Source organism: Curtobacterium sp. UNCCL20 (assembly GCF_900101675.1).
Taxonomy (GTDB): Bacteria; Actinomycetota; Actinomycetes; order Actinomycetales; family Microbacteriaceae; genus Curtobacterium.
Window position 1 is genome coordinate 873,261 of the sequence record NZ_FNKG01000001.1, and the last position, 22,445, is coordinate 895,705.

Annotated in this window: 24 protein-coding genes; 12 read left to right on the forward strand and 12 right to left on the reverse strand. The window is 71.5% G+C overall.

Going from position 1 to position 22,445, the window contains the following annotated elements; genetic code table 11:
• Positions 1-30: 30 nt before the first annotated feature.
• The 7 genes from mnhG to BLT36_RS04365 all read right to left on the reverse strand — a co-directional run bounded on the left by mnhG (position 31) and on the right by BLT36_RS04365 (position 7,420).
• Positions 31-384, reverse strand: a complete 354-nt coding sequence (mnhG, locus tag BLT36_RS04335; protein ID WP_092092238.1) for a monovalent cation/H(+) antiporter subunit G — start codon at positions 382-384, stop codon at positions 31-33.
• Positions 381-731, reverse strand: coding sequence for an MrpF/PhaF family protein (locus BLT36_RS04340; RefSeq protein WP_175529480.1), 351 nt, complete (start codon positions 729-731; stop codon positions 381-383). The genes mnhG and BLT36_RS04340 overlap by 4 nt, the downstream gene beginning before the upstream one ends.
• A complete protein-coding gene (locus BLT36_RS04345) occupies positions 728-1,315 on the reverse strand; it encodes a Na+/H+ antiporter subunit E (RefSeq protein WP_092092240.1) in 588 nt (195 codons plus the stop codon). Before BLT36_RS04345 ends, BLT36_RS04340 begins: the two co-directional genes overlap by 4 nt.
• Positions 1,312-3,015, reverse strand: a complete 1,704-nt coding sequence (locus tag BLT36_RS04350) for a Na+/H+ antiporter subunit D (RefSeq protein WP_092092242.1) — start codon at positions 3,013-3,015, stop codon at positions 1,312-1,314. Before BLT36_RS04350 ends, BLT36_RS04345 begins: the two co-directional genes overlap by 4 nt.
• Positions 3,012-3,464 carry a Na(+)/H(+) antiporter subunit C gene (locus BLT36_RS04355; RefSeq protein ID WP_092092244.1) on the reverse strand — a complete coding sequence of 151 codons (453 nt, stop codon included), beginning with the start codon at positions 3,462-3,464 and terminating at the stop codon, positions 3,012-3,014. Before BLT36_RS04355 ends, BLT36_RS04350 begins: the two co-directional genes overlap by 4 nt.
• Positions 3,461-6,367, reverse strand: a complete 2,907-nt coding sequence (locus tag BLT36_RS04360) for a Na+/H+ antiporter subunit A (RefSeq protein WP_092092246.1) — start codon at positions 6,365-6,367, stop codon at positions 3,461-3,463. Before BLT36_RS04360 ends, BLT36_RS04355 begins: the two co-directional genes overlap by 4 nt.
• 108 nt (positions 6,368-6,475) lie before the next feature.
• On the reverse strand, positions 6,476-7,420 hold the full coding sequence (locus BLT36_RS04365) for a quinone oxidoreductase family protein (RefSeq protein ID WP_092092248.1): 945 nt from the start codon (positions 7,418-7,420) through the stop codon (positions 6,476-6,478).
• A gap of 73 nt (positions 7,421-7,493) precedes the next feature.
• Between BLT36_RS04365 and BLT36_RS04370 the strand changes: the two genes are divergently transcribed.
• From BLT36_RS04370 to BLT36_RS04390, 5 genes are all read left to right on the forward strand, one after another.
• Positions 7,494-7,919: a MarR family winged helix-turn-helix transcriptional regulator gene (locus BLT36_RS04370; protein WP_092092250.1), complete on the forward strand. Its 426-nt coding sequence runs from the start codon at positions 7,494-7,496 to the stop codon at positions 7,917-7,919.
• 90 nt (positions 7,920-8,009) lie between these two features.
• Positions 8,010-8,639, forward strand: coding sequence for a D-sedoheptulose-7-phosphate isomerase (locus BLT36_RS04375; protein ID WP_217638258.1), 630 nt, complete (start codon positions 8,010-8,012; stop codon positions 8,637-8,639).
• 10 nt (positions 8,640-8,649) lie between these two features.
• Positions 8,650-9,165, forward strand: a complete 516-nt coding sequence (locus tag BLT36_RS04380) for a D-glycero-alpha-D-manno-heptose-1,7-bisphosphate 7-phosphatase (protein WP_217638259.1) — start codon at positions 8,650-8,652, stop codon at positions 9,163-9,165.
• Positions 9,162-10,202, forward strand: coding sequence for a GHMP family kinase ATP-binding protein (locus BLT36_RS04385; RefSeq protein ID WP_092092256.1), 1,041 nt, complete (start codon positions 9,162-9,164; stop codon positions 10,200-10,202). Before BLT36_RS04380 ends, BLT36_RS04385 begins: the two co-directional genes overlap by 4 nt.
• Positions 10,175-10,921, forward strand: a complete 747-nt coding sequence (locus BLT36_RS04390) for a sugar phosphate nucleotidyltransferase (RefSeq protein WP_092092258.1) — start codon at positions 10,175-10,177, stop codon at positions 10,919-10,921. The genes BLT36_RS04385 and BLT36_RS04390 overlap by 28 nt, the downstream gene beginning before the upstream one ends.
• Before the next feature lie 119 nt (positions 10,922-11,040).
• Here BLT36_RS04390 and BLT36_RS04395 read toward each other — a convergent pair whose 3' ends face one another.
• A complete protein-coding gene (locus tag BLT36_RS04395) occupies positions 11,041-11,832 on the reverse strand; it encodes an SDR family NAD(P)-dependent oxidoreductase (protein WP_092092260.1) in 792 nt (263 codons plus the stop codon).
• 63 nt (positions 11,833-11,895) lie between these two features.
• Here BLT36_RS04395 and BLT36_RS04400 point away from each other — a divergent pair, with 63 nt between their 5' ends.
• Positions 11,896-12,618, forward strand: a complete 723-nt coding sequence (locus BLT36_RS04400) for an SDR family oxidoreductase (protein WP_175529481.1) — start codon at positions 11,896-11,898, stop codon at positions 12,616-12,618.
• Positions 12,615-13,268 carry a FadR/GntR family transcriptional regulator gene (locus tag BLT36_RS04405; RefSeq protein ID WP_092092264.1) on the forward strand — a complete coding sequence of 218 codons (654 nt, stop codon included), beginning with the start codon at positions 12,615-12,617 and terminating at the stop codon, positions 13,266-13,268. Before BLT36_RS04400 ends, BLT36_RS04405 begins: the two co-directional genes overlap by 4 nt.
• 3 nt (positions 13,269-13,271) lie before the next feature.
• Here BLT36_RS04405 and BLT36_RS04410 read toward each other — a convergent pair whose 3' ends face one another.
• Both BLT36_RS04410 and BLT36_RS04415 read right to left on the reverse strand, forming a co-directional pair.
• Positions 13,272-14,234 carry a glycosyltransferase gene (locus BLT36_RS04410; RefSeq protein WP_092092266.1) on the reverse strand — a complete coding sequence of 321 codons (963 nt, stop codon included), beginning with the start codon at positions 14,232-14,234 and terminating at the stop codon, positions 13,272-13,274.
• The gene (locus tag BLT36_RS04415) at positions 14,231-15,199 is read right to left on the reverse strand and encodes a GDP-mannose 4,6-dehydratase (RefSeq protein ID WP_092092268.1); all 969 of its coding nucleotides are present in this window, start codon (positions 15,197-15,199) and stop codon (positions 14,231-14,233) included. Before BLT36_RS04415 ends, BLT36_RS04410 begins: the two co-directional genes overlap by 4 nt.
• Positions 15,200-15,278: 79 nt before the next feature.
• On the opposite strand from BLT36_RS04415, the gene BLT36_RS04420 reads away from it, so the two are divergent.
• From BLT36_RS04420 to BLT36_RS19110, 5 genes are all read left to right on the forward strand, one after another.
• Positions 15,279-16,427 (forward strand): glycosyltransferase family 4 protein, encoded by a 1,149-nt coding sequence (locus BLT36_RS04420; protein ID WP_139166361.1) that lies wholly within the window; start codon positions 15,279-15,281, stop codon positions 16,425-16,427.
• A 46-nt stretch (positions 16,428-16,473) separates the two neighbouring features.
• Positions 16,474-17,343: an SMP-30/gluconolactonase/LRE family protein gene (locus tag BLT36_RS04425; protein ID WP_092092272.1), complete on the forward strand. Its 870-nt coding sequence runs from the start codon at positions 16,474-16,476 to the stop codon at positions 17,341-17,343.
• A gap of 73 nt (positions 17,344-17,416) precedes the next feature.
• Positions 17,417-18,577, forward strand: coding sequence for a glycosyltransferase (locus tag BLT36_RS04430; RefSeq protein WP_092094311.1), 1,161 nt, complete (start codon positions 17,417-17,419; stop codon positions 18,575-18,577).
• A gap of 7 nt (positions 18,578-18,584) precedes the next feature.
• Positions 18,585-19,736 (forward strand): 23S rRNA (uracil(747)-C(5))-methyltransferase RlmC, encoded by a 1,152-nt coding sequence (gene rlmC, locus BLT36_RS04435; protein ID WP_092092274.1) that lies wholly within the window; start codon positions 18,585-18,587, stop codon positions 19,734-19,736.
• A 348-nt stretch (positions 19,737-20,084) separates the two neighbouring features.
• Positions 20,085-20,771: a LysM peptidoglycan-binding domain-containing protein gene (locus BLT36_RS19110; protein WP_092092276.1), complete on the forward strand. Its 687-nt coding sequence runs from the start codon at positions 20,085-20,087 to the stop codon at positions 20,769-20,771.
• 70 nt (positions 20,772-20,841) lie between these two features.
• Here BLT36_RS19110 and BLT36_RS04445 read toward each other — a convergent pair whose 3' ends face one another.
• Positions 20,842-21,903 carry an LCP family protein gene (locus BLT36_RS04445; RefSeq protein ID WP_092092278.1) on the reverse strand — a complete coding sequence of 354 codons (1,062 nt, stop codon included), beginning with the start codon at positions 21,901-21,903 and terminating at the stop codon, positions 20,842-20,844.
• A 62-nt stretch (positions 21,904-21,965) separates the two neighbouring features.
• A complete protein-coding gene (locus BLT36_RS04450) occupies positions 21,966-22,385 on the reverse strand; it encodes a MarR family winged helix-turn-helix transcriptional regulator (protein WP_092092280.1) in 420 nt (139 codons plus the stop codon).
• Positions 22,386-22,445: the final 60 nt, after the last annotated feature.

Sequence of the window (22,445 nt, forward strand, 5' to 3'; positions counted from 1 at the left end):
CGTTCATAAAGTCGAATAAGACATCTAAACCTACTCGGTGCCGTCGACCAGCAGGTCCTCGTGCCGCAGGTCGTCGGACCGCAGCCCGGCCCGGGCGATCATGTGGGTCGACACCGGCACCAGGAACAGCTGGAAGACCATGATCGGCAGGACGACCCACAGGGCCGTCCACGTCCACACCGCCACGACGATCGCCGCGAGGGCGAAGGCCAGCCCGAGCACCTGCGGCTTCGCCATCGCGTGCAGGCGCACGAGGGGGTCCGGGAACCGGACGATCCCGACGCCTGCGCCGAGCGACAGCACGGACCCGACGAGCAGCAGACCGAGCGCGACCCACGCCCGGACGCCCGCGGCGTCGATGAAGCCCTGCATGATCTCGATCACGAACCGTCCTCCTGCTCGCTGGCTGCGGCCCGTTCCGGTGTGCTCGCGGTGAGGCCCTCGTCCGACGGGTCCGACGACGGGGTGACGGCCCGGGCGACGGCGATCGTGGCGAACACGCTGGTCGCCGCGATGACCACGAGCACGGGGATCCCGGTCAGGTCCTGCCGGACGACCATCGCGGCAGCGATCACGATGAGCGCGGTCGTCAGGACCATGTCCGACCCGATCATCCGGTCGAGGATCGTCGGGCCACGGACGATCCGGAACACCGCGAGGGCGAGCGTCGCGCCGAGGAGCGTGAGCACGAGGGCGATGCCGATCGCCATGACGATCACCGCGGCGCTCACCGGGTCACCTCCGGGACGGGGCCGGCGAGCTCGGAGACGTCCTGCTTCGACCCGAGCGCGCGGATGACGAGGGTCTCGATGCCGAGTGCTTCCCGCCGAGCCGCGTCGACCTGCTCGATGCGTTCGGTGTCGAGCACGTGGAGCAGCAGTCGTCGGCGACGGAGGTCGACGTCGGCCACGTAGGAGCCGGGAACGAGCGAGATCGCGAGGGTCGCCAGCGTGAAGGTCATCTCCGAGGTGGTGTGCAGCTGCACGAGGGAGATCGAGCTGCGCCGGACCCCGCGCGGACGCAACGCCACCCAGGCGACCCGGAACGACGCGACGACCACGAGCCCGGACCACACCACCAGGAACCACAGGAAGTGCGGGATCGAGAACCGCGCGGACAGCGGCACCGGCGGCAGCGGGAGCGCCTGCGTCACGAGGAGCGCGACGACGATCCCGCACAGCAGCGTCAGCGGGGTCCACGATCCCCAGAGCATCGCCCACAGCACCGTCAGCCCGGCGACGAGCGGCACGTCGTACCGCCACGCGACGGCGATCCGACGGGCGTTCGTGAACCGGCGGGTGCTGTCGGAGCTCATCGGTCACCCCCGAGCACGGCCTGCACGTAGCGATCGGGTGATTCGAGGGACTCCGCCGCCCGGGTCGCGTAGCCGTAGAGCGGGCCGGCGACGACGGTCAGCGCGACGGACCCGAGGACCGCGACGGTCGTCACGCCGACGAGCATCCGTGGCAGGCGGACCTTCCGGGGAGCGTCGCCGACGCCGCCGTCCGTGGTCGAGACGGGGGCGGTGTTCGGACTGGAGGCGCGGCTCGCGTGGGGTGCGTCGGTGACGGTCGTCGAGCCGCCCGGGTGGTACGCCCTGCCGCTCTCCTCGGAGACCGTCAGGGGCGCGGGTTCCGGCGACCGCAGGTGCGCGTGCGGCTCGGCGACGCTGACGTGCGGCGCCGCCGCCTCGGCGGCCGGCTTCGGCCGCCAGAACGCGGCGTCCCACACGCGCATCAGCGCGTAGAGGGTGAGGAGGCTCGTCACGACACCGGCGCCGATCGTGACGTACGCCAGCGGCGAGCCGTCCTCGGCGGCGGCCCGGAACAGCCCGAGCTTGCCGATGAAGCCCGAGAACGGCGGGATGCCGCCCAGGTTGAACGCCGGCACGAGGTAGAGCGCGGCGAGGAGCGGCGCCGCCTTGAGCAGCCCGCCGAGCGACCTCGTCGAGGTGGTCCCACCGACCCGTTCCATCAACCCCGAGACCAGGAACAGCGTGGTCTGCACGACGATGTGGTGCACCGTGTAGAACACCGCGGCCGCCGTCCCCGCCACCGAGCCGAGGCCGACACCCATCACCATGAAGCCGATGTGGCTGATGAGCGTGAAGGACAGCAGCCGTTTCACGTCCGTCTGGGACACGGCGCCGAGCACGCCGACCACCATCGTCAGCACCGCCACGACCAGCAGCACCGTGTTGAGCTGCGGTCTCGGGAAGATGATCGTCTCGAGCCGGATGATCGCGTAGATGCCGACCTTCGTCAGCAGGCCCGCGAACACCGCCGTCACCGGGGCCGGCGCGGTCGGGTACGAGTCCGGCAGCCAGAAGGCGAGCGGGAACACGGCGGCCTTGATGCCGAACCCGATGAGCAGCATCGTGTGGAGCAGGAGTTGCACGTGCTCGGGCAGGTCGGCCACCCGCTCGCTGATCTGTGCGATGTTCACCGTGCCGGTGGCGCCGTACACGAGGCCGATCGCGGCGAGGAAGATCGCCGACGCGATGAGGCTCGTCACGATGTACGTCGTGCCGGCCCGGACGCGCTGCTCACTGCCGCCGAGGGTGATGAGCACGTAGCTCGCCACCAGCAGCATCTCGAACGCGACGTAGAGGTTGAACAGGTCCCCGGCGATGAACGAGTCGAGGACCCCGGCGGCGAGCACGAGGTACGTCGGGTAGAAGATCGTGACCGGGGCCTCACCGTCGTCCGCCGCCAGGCCCTGGCCGATCGAGAACAGCAGGACGATGAGGAGCACGCTCGCGCTCACGGTGAGGAGCAGGGCGCTCAGCCGGTCGACGACGAGCGAGATGCCGTACGGGGCCTCCCAGCCGCCGACCTGCACGACGATCGTGCCGTGCTGGTCGACGAGCACCATCAGGGTCGCGGCGACGGCGAGTGCGACCACCAGGACCACGACGGTGATCGCGCGCTGCAGCTTCTGGTGGCGGAGGAGTCCGAGTGCGACGGCGGCGCCGAGCAGCGGGACGAGGACGAGGAGCGGGACGAGCCAGGTCATCGGGTCGCCTCCTGTTCGGCGTCGGTGGTGGTCTCGGTTCCGTCGGCGTCGGCGTCGGCGTCGGTGTCGGTGTCGGTGTCGGTGTCGTCGTCCGGTTCGTCGCGTTCACGGCCGATCGCCACGTCGGCCTCGTCCACCTCGACCTCGTCCGCGCGGGAGAGCTTCCAGGAGCGGTGGATGAGCGCCAGCAGGAACGCGCTCACCGCGAAGGTGATGACGATGGCGGTGAGGGCGAACGCCTGGGGCAGCGGGTCGGTGATGCCCTCGGACGACTTCCCGATCGGCGGGTTCCCCGCGGCACCGGACATCGTGAGGAGCAGCAGGTTCAGTGCGTTGCCGAGCAGCAGGAACCCGAGCAGCATGCGCGTCAGGGAACGTTCGAGCAGCAGGTACACGCCGCACGAGAACAGCACCGCCATCGCGATGACGAGGACCAGGGTGACGGTCACGTGGCGCTCCCTTCCGGGGTGGGTGCCCGAGCGGTGTCGCCGGGCTCCGTGGTGTCGCGGGTGGGGGTGGACGCGTCCTCGAGCCGCTGTCGGTCGACCTCGGCCCCGAGGCTCCGGAGGACGTCGAGCACCAGGCCGAGGACGACGAGGTACACGCCGATGTCGAAGAACGTGGCGGTGACGAACTCGACGTGTCCGAGCACCGGCAGGGTCGCCTCGAAGAACTCGGAGTAGAGCGCGTCCTTGCCGAAGAACATCGGCACGATCGCGGTGACCGCCGCCGTCGCGACGCCGAGGCCGAGCAGACGACCGGCACGGACCGGGGCCGCGGCACCGAGCTCCGCCGGACCGCCGGCGAGGTACCGGGCCGCGAGGGCGATGCCCGCGACGAGGCCGCCCGCGAACCCGCCGCCCGCCGCGTTGTGCCCGGCGAACAGCAGGTACACGGACAGGACGATGAGGCCGTGGAACAGCAGCCGGACCACGACGTCGAGCAGGGCCGAGCGTCCGGTCGGGATCGCTGCACTCGTCGGCAGCCAGGCGCGGGGTTCACCGTCGGGCCGGTGCTTGTCGCTCGTGACCGTCTGGGGGAGGTCACGGAGCCGGGGGAGGGTGTCCTCGCGCGAGTTGACGAAGATGAGGCTCGCGACGCCGGTGGCCGCGGCGACCACGACGGTCAGCTCACCGAGCGTGTCCCAGCCGCGCAGGTCCACCAGTGCGACGTTCACCACGTTCAGTCCGTGTCCGAACGAACTCGTCAGCGCAGGGATGTCGAGCCAGATCGGCCGGGCCGTGCGGGCCGACGCGGCGACCACCACGACGATCGCGAGCGTGAGTCCGGCGAGGCCGGCGAACAACGCCCGGACCACCCGGAAGCGCGACGGGTTCGCGGTCGCGATCCGCGGGGGCAGCCGGCGGAGGACGAGCACGAACGCGATGAGCGTCACGGTCTCGACGACGAGCTGGGTCAGGGCGAGGTCGACGGCGCCGTGCAGGACGAAGAGCACGGACATGCCGTACCCCGTCACCCCGACGAGGACGGCTGCGGCGAACCGGGTCTTCGCGGTGAGGACGGCGATCGCGGCGACCGACATCACGATCACCACCGGGATCTGCCCCCACGAGTCCGCGAACCGCACCCGGAACGCCCACGGGCCGCCGACCACCAGGTTGACGAGCGCCCCGGCGACGAACACCGACAGGATCACCGTCAGGTAGTAGGGGAGCGAACCGCGCTGCAGGCTCGCGGTCAGTCCGGTCGCGACACGGTCCAGTCCGCGCATGAGGTGACGGTAGGTGCCGGACGCACTCGGGAACCCGGCGAGCCGGTGCTGCAGCGCCTCGACCGGCCGACGCAGCGCGAACAGCGCGACGCCACCGACAAGCGTGATCGCGGACAGACCGAGCGCCGGTTCGAGTCCGTGCCAGAGGGCGAGGTGCGGGACGTCCTCGCCGGGGAGGGCGGCGGCGCTCGCCGCGGGCTCGAGGCCGTGGGCGACGAGCGGTGTGAGGAGTCCGAGCGCGAGACCGGTCAGGGCCAGCACCGAGGGGACGACGCCGAGGCCGTGCAGGGCGTGCGGCTCGGTCGGTGCGACGCCGGGCTTCCGCGCGAACGCGCCCCAGAAGAAGCGGAGCGAGTAGGCCACCGTGAGGACCGAGCCCACGGTCACGCCGACGAGTGCGAACCACGCCCAGCCGGAGTCCGGACCGTGCAGGGACTCGATGAACCCGGTGAGCACGGCCTCCTTCGCGACGAACCCGATCGTCGGTGGGATGCCGGCCATCGACAGCAGTGCGAGGGCGGCGACCACGGCGAGCCAGGGCGCCTTCCGCCCGAGACCGCTCAGCTTCGCCAGGTCGCGCGTGCCCGTCACGTGGTCGATGGCCCCGACGACCAGGAACAGCGTCGACTTGAAGGCCGCGTGCGCCACGAGCAGGACGACCCCGCCGAGCGCCACTGCCGGTGCTCCCCAGCCGGCTGCGAGCACGAGGAACCCGAGCTGCGCGACCGTGCCGTACGCGAGCAGCAGCTTGATGTCCGTCTGCCGGAGCGCCCGGTACCCGCCGATGACCATGCCGAGGACGCCGAGCAGGGTGATGGTCTCGCGCCACCCCTCGAGCAGCGCGAACGCGGGGGCGAGTCGGGCGATCAGGTAGATGCCCGCCTTGACCATCGCCGCGGCGTGCAGGTACGCGCTCACCGGAGTCGGTGCGGCCATCGCGGCGGGGAGCCAGAAGTGGAAGGGGACGATCGCGGACTTCGTCAGGGCGCTGAGCAGCACGAGGACGACGGAGACCGAGACGATCGTCCCCGAAGGCGGGTTCGCGATGATCCCGGAGAGGGAGGTCGTCCCCGCCGTGACGGAGAGCAGGACGAGCCCGGCGAGCATCGCCAGACCGCCGGCAGTGGTGACGACGAGTGCCTGCATCGCCGCGGCGCGACTCGCACGCTTCGCGGCGTCGTGGCCGATGAGCAGGTAGGAGAAGACCGTCGTCGCTTCCCACAGGACGAACAGCACGATGACGTCGTCCGCGACCACGAGCCCGTACATCGAACCGGCGAAGGCAGTGAGGACGCCCGCGAAGCGACCGAGTCCGGGCTCGTCCGGGGCGAAGTACGACGCGCAGTACACGAGCACGAGGGCGCCGACCACGGAGACCACCAGGGCGAGCACCCACGACAGGGCGTCCATCCGCAGGGCGATCGCGAGGTCGAGCTGCGGCACCCACCCGAACCGCTCGGTCACGCCGTCGTGCAGGGCGGGACCGGTCTGGACGACGGTGAGGACCGCCGCCGCTGCTGGTGCGAGGGCCGCCACGAAGAAGACGCGGCGGCCGAGGACGGGGGTCAGGGCGGGGACGATCAGTGCGATGACCGCGAACACGACGAGGACGGTGACCATCGGGCACCTCCTCGGGGTCGGGCTGCAGTCCGGCTCACTGGGCCCTCACAGCCTACGGAGCGGCCGGTGTGCAGAACCTGAACAGCCGAACAGGGAAGCCGCTTGGCCTCAGGCTGCGAGCACCACTCTGCCCGCGCCCTGCCCGCCCTGTCCGGCCCACGCCGACGCGACGTCCGCCATCCGCACGGCGGTCGCGTCCACCCGGATCGTCCCGTCCGCGATCGCCGTGACGATCCCGGGCAGCTCCGCGACGAACGCGGAGCGACCGACGGATCCCTGGCCGCTCCCCACGATGGTGAGGCCGGACGCACGCAGCGCGGCGGAGGGGATCCGTGCCTCCTGGCCGGCCGTCGAACCGATCGCGATCCAGTCGAGCCGTCGACCGCGATCGGACCGGGCCGTGACGATCGACCGCATGACGTCCGCGGCGGGCTGGCCCCAGACGTAGTCGATGACCACGTCGACGTCGGCCGCCGCTCGCCCGAGGGCCTCGACGTCGCCGAGCGGGACGACGACGTCCGCGCCGAGCCCGGTGAGTGCGTCGAGGCGGGTGACGTCACGTCCGCTCGCGACGACGTGCCCGGCACCGAGGTGCTTCGCGACCTGCACGGCTGCCGTCCCGGAGGCGCCGGTGGCCCCGAGCACGAGGACGCGACTGCCGGGTCGGAACGTGATCCGCCGACGGAGTGCCACCCACGAGGACATCACCGGGTTGGCGCCCGCGGCGACCGCTACCGGGTCGGCGCCGTCGGGCAGCACCACGCTCGCGCGCGGGTCGACGGCGACGCGCTCGGCCATCGTGCCGCGGGAGTCGCTCGCGACGGCGAAGTACCGCAGGGACCCGTCCGGGAAGCGTCCGACCGCGTCGACGCCGGGGATCAGGGGGAGCGCACCCTCGCTCGTGTAGTGGGACCCGTCTGCCTGCGAGCGGACCCGGGGGTGGAGGCCGGCCGCGATGACGTCGACGACCACCTCGCCGTCCGTCGGCGTCGGGTCCGCGAAGGGCTGCCAGGTCGGTGCCTCGCCGAACGTGGTGACGACTGCTGCGTGCATGGTGTCCTCCAGTTGTTTCGTAGTACGAACCAAACTAGTTCGCACTACGAAGTTCGTCAACTAGGCTCGGTGCATGCAGGAGATGAGCGAGGACGCGCGGCTGGTCGATGCGCTGGGCGAGACGGCGTTCCGGACCATGGGGGCACTGACCGGCATCGCCGCCGACGCCGGGCTGTCGCTGACCCAGCTGCGCGTGCTTGCGATCCTGCGGGACCGTCGCCTGCGGATCGGGGACCTCGCGGAGTACCTCGGGCTCGAGAAGTCGACGATGACCGGGCTCGTCGCACGCGCGTCGGCGAAGGGGTTGCTCGCGCGGGAGCCGAACGCCGAGGACGCCCGCGCGGTCGACGTCGTGCTCACGCCCGCGGGGCACGACGTCGCCCGCTCACTCGAGGCCGCCATCCGCTACGCCCTCCTGCCGCTCACCGACCGGCTGCCGGCGGCCGACCGCCGGGCGCTCGGAGCGCTCCTGGAGCGAATGCTCTCCTACCACCTGTGATGTGAAATACTTGCATGTGATATTGCGAAGCGGTAGCATCGTTCTGCACCCACTCCCGGTGCGCGAACGAGAGGCAACCCGATGCGCAGCATGGAACGGATCTTCCGCGACACCATCGCGGTGAAGGAGCGAGTGCTCGAGGACCGGGCCCTGCTCGATGCGGCCGACGCCGTGGCGGAGACGATGGTCGCCACGTACCGCAACGGCGGCCGCGTCTACTTCTGCGGCAACGGTGGCAGTGCGGCAGACGCGCAGCACTTCGCCGCGGAACTGAGCGGCCACTTCATCTTCGACCGGCCGCCCCTCGCGGCCGAAGCGCTGCACGGGAATGCCTCGCACATGACGGCGGTCGCGAACGACTACGACTACGAGAGCGTGTTCGCACGCGCACTGGCGGGTTCGGCTCGTCCGGGTGACGTGCTCGTGGCGATCAGCACGTCGGGCAACTCGCCGAGCATCGTCCGCGCCGCGGAGACCGCACGCGTCAACGGTGTCGCCGTGGTCGCCATGACCGGAGCCGGTGGCGGAGCACTCGCCACCCACGCGGACATCGTGCTCCGTGTCCCGTCGGACGAGACCGGCCGCATCCAGGAGTCGCACATCGTGTTCGTCCACGCGATCTCCGAGCGGGTCGAGCACGTGCTCTTCGCCGACGAGTACTCCCTCCCCGCCGAGCGTTCCTGCGCCGTCGAGTCCGCCGATGTGGTCGCTCTTCCTTGACCGTGACGGCGTGGTCAACCGCCGGATCGACGGTGACTACGTCCGTGACGTCGACCAGTTCGAGTTCCTCCCCGGGGTCCTCGGTGCACTCGCCACACTCGCGCGGTGGGCGCCGCGCATCGTCATCGTCACGAACCAGCAGGGAATCGGCCGCGGACTCATGACCGCCGGGGCCGTGGACGCGGTCCACGCCGCGATGACCACTCGGGTCGCGGTCGCCGGCGGACGCATCGACGACGTCCTCGTCTGCCCGCACCTGTCCGGATCGTGCCGGTGCCGCAAACCACTCCCCGGGCTGGCTCTGCGCTGGCTCGCCGAGCACCCCGAGGTGGACCCTGCTCGCTCGGTCATGGTCGGCGACTCCGACTCGGACATCGCGATGGGGGCTGAACTCGCGCGCTACACCGGTTCGTGCCGCACGGTGCGCATCGGCGCGGACGATCCGTCCGCTTCCTCCTCGTTCCCGACCCTCGCCGCGTTCGCCGCGTCGATCGCTGACAGCCACCCGAACGGAATCTGCACATGAACGCAATCCGCAGTCGCGCCCCGCTCCGCCTCGGTCTCGGCGGCGGCGGCACCGATGTGTCGCCCTACTCCGAGGACTTCGGCGGCCGTGTCCTCAGCGTCACGATCGACCGGTACGCCTACGCGACCGTCTCACCGGCGCCGGCCGGTGTCGAGTTCCACTCGCCGGACCGACAGTGCACCGGCCGCGCAGCGCACTCGGACCTCGACACGCTGCTGGGCGAGTTCGGACTCCACGTCGCGGTGTACCGGCGCATGATCCGTGATCACAACGGGGGCCGCGACGTGGCGGTTCGGCTCGCCACCGAGGTGGACGCACCCCCGGGGTCCGGCTTGGGCTCGTCCTCGGCGCTCGTCGTCGCGATGGTCCAGGCGATGGCGGAGTTCCTCGGCGCGAGCCTCGGACAGTACGAACTCGCTCGGACAGCCTGGGAGATCGAGCGGGTGGAACTCGGCCTCGCCGGCGGATGGCAGGACCAGTACAGCGCGGTCTTCGGCGGGTTCAACTACATGGAGGCCGACCGGGACCGTGTCGTCGTGAACCCGCTGCGGATCCGGCGTGCCGTGCACGCGGAGCTCGAGGCGTCGCTCCTGCTCTACTTCGGTGGGGTGTCCCGTGACTCCGCCGTGGTCATCGAGCAACAGCAGGGGAACGTCGTCGCGGGGCGCGAAGACGCGCTCGCTGCGACCCACGCCGTCCGGGCCGAGGCCGAGCGGATGAAGAACGCCCTGCTCGTCGGCGACGTCCCGGAGTTCGCCGCGAGCCTGAACGACGGGTGGCTCGCGAAGAAGCGCACCGCCACGAGCATCAGCAACGCCGCCATCGAACGCGCACACGACGTCGCCTCACGGCACGGGATGATCGCCGGGAAGGTCTCGGGGGCCGGAGGCGGGGGCTTCATGATGCTCGTCGTCGACCCGGAACGTCGACTCGAGGTGGCGCGTGCACTCGAGTCGGAGTGCGGCGGCACCGTGACGGGTGCCCACGTGACGCACCACGGTGTCGAGTCGTGGCCGGTCAAGAGGGCGGTGCGCTGATGCAGGTGGTGGTGCTCGCAGGGGGCCTCGGCACCCGGCTCCGTGGGGTGATCCCCGACGGCACGCCGAAGCCGATGGCGACGGTGGCCGGGCGACCGTTCCTCGAGTGGGTCCTCGACGACTGTCTGCGCGCAGGGGCCACGGACTTCGTGCTCCTCGTCGGGCACCGCGCCGACGTGATCCGCGACCACTTCGGTTCGACGTACTCCGGTGTGCCGATCCGCTACGCGACCGAGGCGGCTCCGAGCGGAACCGGCGGAGCCGTCCGGGACGCGCTCCCGCTCCTCGAGGACCGCTTCGTCGTGATGAACGGGGACACCTTCGTCGGCGCTCCGCTCCGGGACCTCGTGGGAGCGCTCGACGACGCCGAGTTCGCGATGGCCCTCGCTTCGGTACCGGACGTCGGGCGCTTCGGCGGGGTCGCGATCGAGCACGGACGAGTGACCGCACTGCGCGAGAAGGGCCCCAGCGGTCCGGGGATGATCAACGCCGGCGTCTACGCGATGCGCCGACGGTTCGTCGAGTCGTTCCCCGCGGACTCGTTCCTGTCGTTCGAGCGCGACGTCATGGAGCCCCGGGTACCGGAGTTGCGGCCGCCGTTCACCGCGTGCTTCGGGACGTTCTTCGACATCGGCGTCCCCGACGACCTCCGTGCCGCCGACGCCTGGTTCCGGAGTGGCGACGGGGCCCGTCGTGTCGTGACGACGACGGACGACTGACCCCGGACGGGCAGCGGACCTGACCCCGGACGGACAGCTGACCAGACCCCGGACGGACAGCGGACCTGACCCCGGACGGGCAGTGCGCGTCCACGGGGTGCTCGACCGTGGCCGGGCGGTCAGCGCCCGTGTGCCCGCGCCGGGATCTGGGTCGCCAACTTGCCCCCGGACACGTCCAGCAGCGTCCCGGTGATGTACCCCGCGGCGTCGCTCGCGACGAAGACGAGCAGGTCGGCGACGTCGTCGGGCGCCTCCCACCGCCGCAGGGACAGGGTGTCGAGCAGCCGGTCCTGGGCCTCGGCGGGCATCGTCGCGAAGCCGTTCATCGCGGTCGGCACCATCCCGGGCGCGTACGCGTTCACGGTGATGTCCCACGGGCCGAGCTCCGACGCGAGCACCCGCGTGAAGGACACGACGGCGGCTTTCGATGCCGCGTAGGCGGCGCTCCCGACGCTCGGCACGATCGCTGCGAACGAGGCTGCGTTGATGATCCGTCCGCGGCCGGCCGCCTGCATCACGGGGGCGACGGCCTGGCTCATCAGGAACGTGCCACCGAGGTTCACGTCCATGCAGCGGCGCCAGGCGTCCCACTGCAGCTCGGCGACCGTGCCGTCGACGTTGATGCCGGCGTTGTTCACGAGGACGTCGATCGTGCCGTGCCGCGCAACGACGGTGGCGACCGCGGACCGGACCGATGCGGGATCGGCGACGTTGCAGCGGACCCGGTCGATCGGCGCACCGGTGCTCTCCTCGGCGGTGGGCTGGTGGTCGTCGTCAGCTGGCTCGTCGAAGGCCAGGTCGAGCGCGACGACCCGGCACCCTTCGGCGTGGAACCGCGCTGCGATCGTGGCGCCGATGCCGCGTGCGGCCCCGGTCACGACGACCACGCGGTCAGTCAGGTCGAGGTGCATCGTCGCTCCCGTCGTCGGTGCGGCCGCGGCTCGGTCGCGCTGTAATAGGCATACCATTCCCGCATGACGGACGGACGAGTGCTCTGGGTGACCGGCGGCGGCAGCGGCATGGGGGCGGCGAGCGCCCGCGCGGCCGCCCGTGACGGGTGGACGGTGGTGCTGAGCGGACGCCGAGCCGACCGGCTCACCTCGGTGGCGGACGCGATCCGCGGGGACGGCGGTTCCGCGGACACGCTGGCGCTCGACGTGGACGATCCGGACGCCGTGGCCGGCGCGCGCGCCACACTGCTCGCGCGGCACGGGCGGCTCGACGGGCTCGTCCTCGCGGCCGGGCGCAACAGCCCGAAGCGTCGGTGGGACGACCAGACGTTGCCGGACTTCCGCGCGATCGTCGACACGAACCTCACCGCCGTCGTCACGGTCGTCGATGCGGCACTGCCGGCCCTGCGCGACTCCGGTGGCGTGGTCGTGGTCGTGTCCTCGTACGCCGGCTGGTCATTCCAACCGGGGGCCGGGGTCGCCTACTCGGCGTCGAAGACCGCGCTCGGCTCCGTCGTCCGGACGCTCAACCAGCAGGAGGCCGGGCACGGCGTCCGAGCGACCCACCTGTGCCCCGGCGACGTCGCCACCGACTTCCTCGACCAGCGGCCCTCGGTGCCGGACGAGGCCGCGCGCGCGGTCATGCTCCAGCCGGAGGACATCGCGCGCTCGGTCGCCTTCGTGCTCGGGGCCCCGTCGCACATGCGGGTCGACGAGCTCGTGGTCAGCCCGGTCGCCCAGCGGTGATCTTCGACCGGGTGCTCGACGGACTCGGTTCCGCGATCGTCCACGGGTCCCTCCCGGCCGGGCACCGCGACAGCATCGACGGGTTCGTCTCCCGAACCGGCTCCAGCCGCAGCATCGTCCGCGAGGCGGTCCGGGTCCTCGTCGCGCTCGGCCTGCTCAGTGCGGGCCGTCGCGTCGGGCTCCGGGTCCTGCCCGCATCGGAGTGGGACGTGCTCGATCCACGCGTGATCGGATGGCGGCTCGCCGGTCCGGAGCGTGAGGTCGTCCTCGGCGAACTGCGCGCGCTCCGGCGCGCCGTCGAGCCGGTGGCGGCCGCGGCAGCCGCCGGGCGCGCGTCCGACTCGTCGCACCGTGACGGCCTGGAGGCGCTGCTCGCCGCCGCCGACCGTCTCGACGCCGCCACCGGTCCGGACGATGCGGCCACGTTCCTCCAGGCAGACCGCGAAGTCCACCGACTGGTCCTGGAGCTCTCCGGGAACGCGATGTACGGACGCCTGCACCGCGTGGTCGCCCGGGCGCTCGACGAGCGCGCGGGCATCCGCCCCGACGCGCACGACGTCGGGCTCCACCTGGTCGTCGCGCGTGCGGTCGCCGGTGGCGACGCGAGCGGCGCGGCACGTGCCATGCAGCGGATCGTCGACCGAGCGTGAGCCTCAGCGGACCACGAGCCAGCTCTCCCTGCAGCGGTCGAAGTAGTCAGCCTGCACGGTCTCGAGGGACGGGCCCGCGCCGTCGATGACGGCTTCGATCGCACGTTCGTACGCTGTGGCGTCTCCGCCCGTGGAGACGAGACCGGGGTGCCCGGCCCCGAAGAGCCCGCGGAGGAAGTCGGTGTCCTCGCCGACCGTCGGCGTGCCCATCTCGACGGCTCGCAGTGACACGCCGGACTGGAAGTACTGCCGGTACGTCAACAGGTGCACCCACGAGCGGCCGAGGAGGTGCTCGAGCTCGTGCTCCGCGACGAACCGGTCCTCGACCCTCCAGCCGTCGATCTCGGGCCAGCCCCGCCCCACGATCGACGTCTCCCACCCGCGGGCGCGGAGGCGCGGTCCGAGCGCGGCGAGCAGCTCGACGTTCCGGGCCGGCTTGTACTGACCGGCGACGAGGATCGACGGCCGTGCGGTCTTCTCGACGGAGCGCTGCGTGCGGAGCATCGGGTGCAGGACGCTCTCGATCCGGTGGTGCGGAAGTGCCCGGCGGGCCATCGCGAAGGCGTTGTCGTTGGAGACGAGGACCGTCGGTCGGTGTTCCGCGGGGGCGGCGGCTGCCCAGCGACGAGACCGCTCGGAGTGCCCGTACTGACGGCGGAGCGGAGCGGGGTCGTGCAGCATCACGTAGCGAGTGCCGTTCGGCGACGACCAGAGCCGGGTCTCGAGGAGGCCGAGGCTCGGCCACGCCTGGAGGACCGGTTGTCGCTCGGCGCGCTGGTGCCGGAGGTTGTGGACCGCGTTCGCGAGCATGCGCGCCTTGCCGAGGGCACCGGGGAGTCCCTCGACCGGACGGGACCACGCTGCCTGGGTCGCGGAGCCCCCACCGCTCGCGAAGACGTCGTGGAGCTGTCGCTGGTAGTGGTGCTGCACGACCGGGATCGGGTCGGAGAACAGGAGGTCGATCACCGCACACCTCGCGCGTACTGGTCTTCCTCGAACGCGAGGACGTCCGCGACCGTCGTCTCGAGTGCGATCTCCGGACGCCAGCCGGTGTGCGACCGGATCTTCGACGTGTCCCCGAAGATGATGGCCTCGTCCGACGGACGCAGGAGGGCTGGATCGACCGCTGTCGCAAGGGTCTGCCCCGCGGCGCGGAAGTACATCTCCAGCACTTCGGAGATGCGGTGGGCGCCGTCGGCACAGATGTTGTACACCTCGCCGGGGTGGCCGGCGAGCGAGAGGTCGCGGAGTGCCCGGACCATGTCGCGCACGTCGATGATCGCGCGCTGGGTCTCGAGGTTGCCGTGGCGGACCGGCGTTCCCTCGTGCAGGGCTCGGACGACTGCCCGGCCGAAGTCCGAGACGACGTCGTTGCGTTTCCGGGGTCCCGTGCAGTTGAAGATGCGTGCACGGACGGCCCGGATCCCGTGGTTCGCGTGGTACTGGTACGCCAGGAGGTCCTGACTGACCTTGCTGACGCCGTAGGGGTGCAGGGGGAGCAGCGGGGTGTCCTCGGTCACCGGGACGTTCGTGGGCGTGAGGCTCGCTCCGTACTCCGCCGACGAGCACGCCACCACGACGGTCGGGTCGTACGCGGGGTCCTGCCGTCGGACGTCGAGGACCCCTTCGAACACGTTGATCGTGCCCTCGGAGTTCACCCGCATCGTCGTCCACGGATCCGACCACGACACCGTCGGCAGGCTCTGCGCAGCGAGGTGGTGGATGACCGTCGGTCGGTGCTCTGCGATCGACGCCGTCACGGCCTGCCGATCGAGGACGTCCAGCTCGCGGAACCGCACGGCGGGGTCCACGGTCGAGAGGTCGATGGTGGGGTGGAGCGAGGTCGGGATCACGTCGTCCCCGTCGCTCAGGAGGAGTTCGGCGAGGTGGGACCCCATCATGCCGCCGGCTCCGGTGATCAACACGGTCATCGCTGCTCCTTCTGTCGGGTTCAGTGTATTGTATAGCATGAGATATGTCATCGACCAGCACCATCGACAGGAGACAGCCGTGACCGATCGAGAGCAGCGGCTCCGGCCCGTTCCGGCGACGAGCATGCGGATCGTCCCGGAACTCCGGGCTGCGCACATGGAACGTCACCGGCTCGGGACCCCTGCGGAGCTGCTGTACCTCGACACGAACTACGACCTCGCGGGCACGCCGCTCGCCGCGGGCGTCCAGCGCTTCACGATGGTGGGGGCGCTGCGACGGTTCCTGCGCACCGGAGCCACGACGCTCGAGGTCCCGGAGCCGTACTGGATCCGCTTCTGGCCGAAGCACGTCGCGCTCGTGCTGGGCTTCACGGCGGCCGGCGTGCTGCGGCGTCGGCGGCACCGCGTCGTCACGTACGCGATGGAGAACAACGACCTCGCGACCCTGGTCGGCGGACGCCGTCGAGTTCCCGGGTGGGTCGTCCGGGCCGTCGCGCTCCTCATCGGGGGTGTCGCGCGCCTCACCCTCGACCGCATCTGCTTCGCGAGCGATGCCGCTCGGATCGCCTACGCCCGACTGCCGTTCCTCTCGGGCGTCGAACAGCGCACGACCCTCGAGCTCCCACGTGCCCACGACGCACCGGTCCGCGGTGAGCCGCTCTCGTGCGTGTTCCTCGGGGTCCTCGAGCCGCGCAAGGGGTTGCGGGGGCTCACCGCGGCGTGGTCGACCGTCGAGGCGGCGCTACCGGGCGCGCGGCTGTCGATCGTCGGTCCCGGGCCGCTGCAGGCCGAACTCGAGGCGTGGGCAGCGCTCCGCCCGGACAGTCGACGGGTGCTCGGGCGGCTGCCGCACGGCGAAGCCGGCACGGTGCTCGCGTCGGGCGCCGTGCTGGTGGCCCCGTCCGTGCCCGACGGCCGGTGGATCGAGCAGATCGGTCTCCCCATCAAGGAAGCCCTCGCCGCCGGGCTGACGGTCGTCACCACGGACCAGACCGGTCTGGCGCCCTGGCTCGACGCGCACGGGCACGAGGTCGTGGACGCGGATCCGTCCGGGCTCCCGGAGCGGCTCGCAACGGCGCTCGTCCGAGCGCTCCGCGACCCGCTCGATCGCGACGCGGTGCGCGCCGCTCTCCCGACCCGCGACGGCCGACTCGTGGCGGACGCCTGGTTGCACGAGCCCGCGAGTGGCTCGTCGTCGGACTCCGGCGTGCCCGAGGCCGACGAGTAAGGTGCGAGCCGCAGCCGACCGCCGACAACGCCGCCATGGAGAGCACATGCCGTTCACCGACCTCGTCCCGGATCCGTCAGCGCTCGAGCGCATCGCGTCCGGCAGCACCTGGGCTGAGGGGCCGTGCTGGATCCCCACGACCCGCACGCTCCGCTGGTCCGACATCCCGGGCGACCGGATCCTGCAGTGGCACGCCGACACGGGTGGCGTCGACGCGTACGCCGAGGGCGTGGAGTTCACGAACGGCCGCACCCTCGACCGGGACGGCAGCGTCGTGCAGTGCTCGCACGGCCAGCGGCGGGTCGAGCGCGACCGGGACGGCGTCGTCACACCCGTCGTCGACACGTGGGACGGGGTGCGGCTGAACTCACCGAACGACGTCGTCGTGGCACGCGACGGGAGCGTCTGGTTCACCGACCCCGCGTACGGCATCACGCAGCCGCGCGAAGGACACCCGGGCGAGCGCGAGTACGGCGACCACTGGGTCTTCCGGTGCGGTCCGGACGGCGAAGGGCTCCGGCCGGTGGCGGTCGACCTCGACGAGCCCAACGGCCTGGCGTTCGACCCGTCCGAGCGGGTGCTCTACGTCGCGAGCTCGTCCGCCGAGGAGCCCGTCATCCGCGCCTACGACCGGGACGGCGCCCGGCTGAAGAACGGCCGCGTGTTCGCCCGGCTCGGACCCGACGAGGGGGTGCCCGACGGCATCCGCGTCGACGTGGACGGGAACGTCTGGTCGTCCTCGCGCCGCGGCGTGGTCGTGTTCGACGCGTCCGGCGCGCGGTCGGGTGAGATCCCCGTGCCGGAGACGGTCGCGAACCTCTGCTTCGGCGGGGAGGACGGCACGACGCTGTTCCTCGCTGCGACCACCTCGGTCTTCCGCATCGCCACGACCACGACGGACGCCGCGGCACACTGACCCGCCCTCTTCCGGAACTGCACACTCCAATGTAGTATTTCATTGCAGTGATCAGGACGACGGAGGAGTGGCCATGCCCGGACAAGTGGCGATCATCGGGACGCGGGGTTACCCGTCGTACTACGGCGGCTTCGAGACGGCAGTGCGGCACATCGCGCCGCACCTCGCCGACGAAGGCTGGGACGTGACCGTCTACGGCCGTCCGGGGCACGAGCGTCCCGGCGACCCGGCGATCGACACCCGCATCACCCGACGATCCACCCGCGGGTTGGAGTCGAAGTCGCTCTCCACGTTGACGTACGGACTGTCCGCGGTGCTCGACACCATCCGACGGCGCCCCGACGTGGCGCTCGTGATGAACTGCGCGAACGGGTTCTGGTTGCCGCTGCTGCGTCTGGCGGGCATCCCCACCGTGGTCAACGTGGACGGCATCGAGTGGGAACGGGCGAAGTGGGGTCGGTTCGCGAAGTCGGCGTTCCGGACCGGAGCCCGGTTCACCGCGCGGTTCGCCGACCGGCTCGTCTTCGACGCCGACGCCATCGGGCACTACTGGGCGCGGGTCTTCGGCAAACGCGGAGTGGTGATCCCGTACGGCGGGACCGAGGCCCCCGCCTCGGCGCTGCACGACGACGACCAGCACCTCACGGGCCGGCCGTTCGCGCTCGTCGTCGCCCGGTTCGTCCCGGAGAACACCGTGCCGGAGTTCCTCGCCGCCGCCGAGCGGATCGCCGAGCAGTACCCGGTGGTCATCGTGGGATCGAGCGGCTACGGCGGCGAACTCGACGACCGGGCACGCGACCTGTCGGCGCAGAACCGCGACGTCCACTGGCTCGGTCACGTGGCCGACGACGGGCGACTCTTCGCGCTGTGGCAGCACGCCGGCGCCTACTTCCACGGGCACAGCGTCGGAGGGACGAACCCCGCCCTCGTGCAGGCGATGCACTGCGGCGCACCGACGATCGCCCGGGACACCGTCTACAACCGGGAGGTCCTGGCCGACACCGGGACGACCTTCGTCGCACCGCACCCGGACGCCATCGCCGACGCGGTCCTCGCGCTGCTCGGCGACACGGCGCGGCAGGACGAGCTCCGGACCGCCGTCACGGCGCGTGCACGGGCGTCCTACACGTGGGTCGGGGTCTGCGCTGCCTACGAACGGGCGCTCGGAGAGGCCGTCGGTGCTCGTCGACCCCTGCGGAGCGGACGTGCCGAGCGGGTCGCTGCCGTATCCTGACCCAGCCATGCAGTGCGACTACTTCGACCGCGGGGTGTGCCGCTCGTGCACGCTCATGGGGCAGCCGTACGCCGACCAGGTCCTCGACAAGGAGCTCCGGACGCGGGAGCTCCTGCACGCCGCCGTCGACGCCGCCGGGGGGCCGGGTTCGGTCGAGTGGCTGCCTGCGATCACCAGTCCGGAGTCGGGCTACCGCAACAAGGCGAAGATGGTCGTCGGCGGGACCGTGCAAGACCCGACGGTCGGCATCCTGGACCACCGGCAGCGCGGTGTGGACCTCCGGCACTGCGGCATCTGCACGCCCGGCATCCAGCGCGCGCTGCCGATCCTCGCGCAGTTCATCGCGGATGCGGGGCTCATCCCCTACGACGTCTCGGCCCGCCTGGGGGAACTGAAGTACGTGCTCGTCACGGAGTCACCCGACGGCGACCTGATGGTGCGCTTCGTCCTGCGGTCGGAGGGGCAGCTCCCACGACTCCGGCAGCACCTCGACGCACTGCGGAGTGTCCTGCCGAACGCCGTCGTCGTCACCGCCAACCTGCTGCCCGAGCACAAGGCGGTCACCGAGGGGGAGCGCGAGGTCGTGCTCACCGAGCAGGAGACCCTGCCGATGCGGCTCGGCCCGGTCACGACGCACCTCCGCCCGCAGAGCTTCTTCCAGACGAACACGCACGTGGCCACCGAGCTGTACGCGCAGGCCTCGGCGTGGATCGACGAGGTGTCGCCGGCGTCGATGTGGGACCTGTACTGCGGCGTCGGCGGATTCGCCCTGCACGCCGCTCGCCCGGGGCGCTCGGTCACGGGCATCGAGACGAGCCGCGAGGCCATCCGCTCGGCGAAGCAGTCCGCGCGTGAGGCCGGACTCGAGGGCCTGCGGTTCGCCGCGGACGACGCGACCGAGCACGCACTCCGCACCCGTCCCGGTGGCGTCCCCGAACTGGTCCTCGTCAACCCGCCCCGGCGGGGGATCGGCGAGCAGCTGTCGACCTGGCTCGAGCAGTCCGACGTGCAGCACGTCGTCTACTCGAGCTGCAACCCGGTGACCCTGGCGAAGGACCTCGCGCGGATGCCGTCGCTGCGTCTGCGGCGCGCTCGCGTGCTCGACATGTTCCCGCAGACGGGGCACCTCGAAGCCGTGACCCTCCTGTCCCGGAACTGAGCGACACGGTGTCCGGGAGGCGCGAGGCGGCGTCGCCACGCGCCTCCCGTCCGCCATTGCCAGGGAACTGTCAAGGTGCCGTTCCGGGGGACGGCACCATCCGCATGCCCGTGGGGATCGACACGTACAGGTTTCTCTGCGGGGGACGTAGCACCGCTGGGTAGAACCGTTTGTCTCGGTTTGATAACGGTCAAGAGTTTCCTATGGTGGCCGACCGAGGCGCCGCCGGCACGAGTCCACTGCCCCCGGTGGCGCACCCCACAACATGACCGCGATCGGTCGGGGTGGGCAGTGGCGACCCGGTGTCGTACCGACACGGGGCCCGTGATCCCGGTGGAGCAATCAACCATGAAGAAGCTTTCTCGTACTCGCACCATCGTCGGTGGCCTCGCGTTCGCAGGCATCGCCGCGACCGGTGTCGGCCTCGCGGCAGCGCCCGCCAACGCAGCATCCGGCTCGACCTGGGACGCCCTCGCGCAGTGCGAGTCCGGCGGCAACTGGGCCATCAACACCGGCAACGGCTACTACGGCGGTCTGCAGTTCACCCTCGGCACCTGGCAGGCAAACGGCGGCTCGGGCAACCCGGCCGCGGCCAGCCGTTCGGCGCAGATCGCCGTCGCCGAGCGTGTCCTCGCCTCGCAGGGTTGGGGCGCCTGGCCGGCCTGCTCCGCGAAGCTCGGCCTGAGCGGGACCGCCGGCGCCGCTCCCCAGGCGGCCGCCCCGGCCGCCCCGGCACCCGCTGCTCCGCAGGCCGCTGCTCCCCAGCAGGCCGCCCCGCAGCAGTCGGCACCGGCAGCTGCCACGCCGGCGCCGAGCACGACCCAGGCCGCACCGAAGCCGGCCGTGCCGAGCAAGCCGGCGCCGGTGAAGACGAGCGGCAAGACCTACACGATCGTGTCGGGCGAGACGCTCGACAGCATCGCGACGAAGCTCCACATCGACGGCGGCTGGAACAAGCTCTGGGCCGCGAACACCTCGAGCATCGACGACGCGAACCTCGTGTACGCCGGTCAGGTGCTGCAGCTCCCGGCCTGATCGCCCACGCTGATCCGACAGCAGGACCCCCGCGACCGAACGGTCCCGGGGGTCCTGCTGTGCGTGCGACTCACCGGGGGTTGTCGGCGAGCCACCGGGCGACGTCGTCGCTGCGGAGGGACTGCGAGAGCGACTGCACCTCGAGGGTGTTCAGCGCGACGTAGGACTGTCCGTCCGTCGACGTCCCGCCGCCCGCCGTCGGCAGCGTGAAGGTGTGGAGGTCGGACGCGCGGATGTCCCGGAGCGACCACCCGAGGCCGACGAGCGTCCGGAAGTCCAGCCCGGCGTCGACCGAGAGGTGCTCGCTGACGGCGGCCACGAAGTCCTGGATGCGACCGGGGCTCGTCAGGGTGTCCCGCGAGAGGGCGCCCTCCACGATGCCGCGCATGAACGCCTGCTGGTTCCGGACGCGCGTGTGGTCGGCGTCGGCGAACGCGGAGCGCTCGCGGACGAAGGCGAGTGCCCGGTCGCCGTCGAGCTGGTTGGCGCCCCGGGTGAACTGCTCGCCGCCCCGCGCGGTGAACGCCTCCGTCGACCGGACGCTGACGCCGCCGAGCGCATCCGTCATGCCCTTGAACCCCCGGAAGTCGATCTCGGCGACGTGGTCGATCCGGACGTCGAGGAGCTGCTCGACCGTCTGCACCGTCAGCGGCACGCCACCCCACGAGTACGCGGCGTTGATCTTCGCCGTGCCGTGTCCGGGGATGTCGACCCACGAGTCGCGCATGATCGACATGAGGTACACGCCCCGCTTGTCCGCCGGGACGTGCGCGAGCATGAGGGTGTCGGAGCGACCGCCCCCGACCCGGTCGCCGTCGGGGTCGTCCTGGGCACGGGAGTCCGAGCCGATGAGCAGGATGTTCTCGGCACCGGTCGACGCCGCGGGCCGTGATCCGCTGGGGAACGGATCCGCGATGACGTCCTTGCCGGCGTCGTAGCTCCGGGCGAGGCCGCCGACGAAGACACTGGCGACGATCGCGATCACCGCGGCGACGCCGACGAGCGAGCCGAGCGTCGCGAGCAGTGCCACGAGGAACGGCCGCTTCCGTCGCCGCTTCCGAACCGGTGCCGGGGCGCCCTCGGCAGCGAGATCGGCGAGGTGGGCGAGACGGGCGGCACGGCGCTCGGACATCGGGGCTCCTGGCGGTCAGGTCGGTCCTGATACCGACTGTCCCACCATACCGTATTTGTATATCAGATGCCAGGACTCCGACTGGTGCCTCGGGTCAGCAGGGCGGTCAGGGCATCGCGCAGCGCCGGGTCGTCCGGCAGGACGTCGCGCTCGATGTGCCGAGCCGTCTCCCACGCCTGCCGGCCGTGCTCGGTCACCGTCACGATGCGGCGGCGACGGTCCTCGGGGTGCGGCGAGCGCTCGACGAGGCCGTCACGCTCCATCCGCTCGAGCGTGCGGGACATGGTCTGCGGCTGGACGCGAGCCGTCCGGGCCAGGGTGTCGGCTCCGGTGGGACCGGTCCGGATCAGGATGTCGATCGCGATGAGCGCGGCGTGCGGCAGGCCGATCGCCCGGAGTCGCTCGTCCCAGTCGCGTTCGACCGCCCGCGCCGCCGCCGAGAGGAGTCGGCCGAGGGGCCATCCGTCCGGGGCGTCGTTCATGCTCGGAGTCTACGGGCGAGAGATCTCCGCGATCGTCTAGTAATCAGCATGCTGACGATT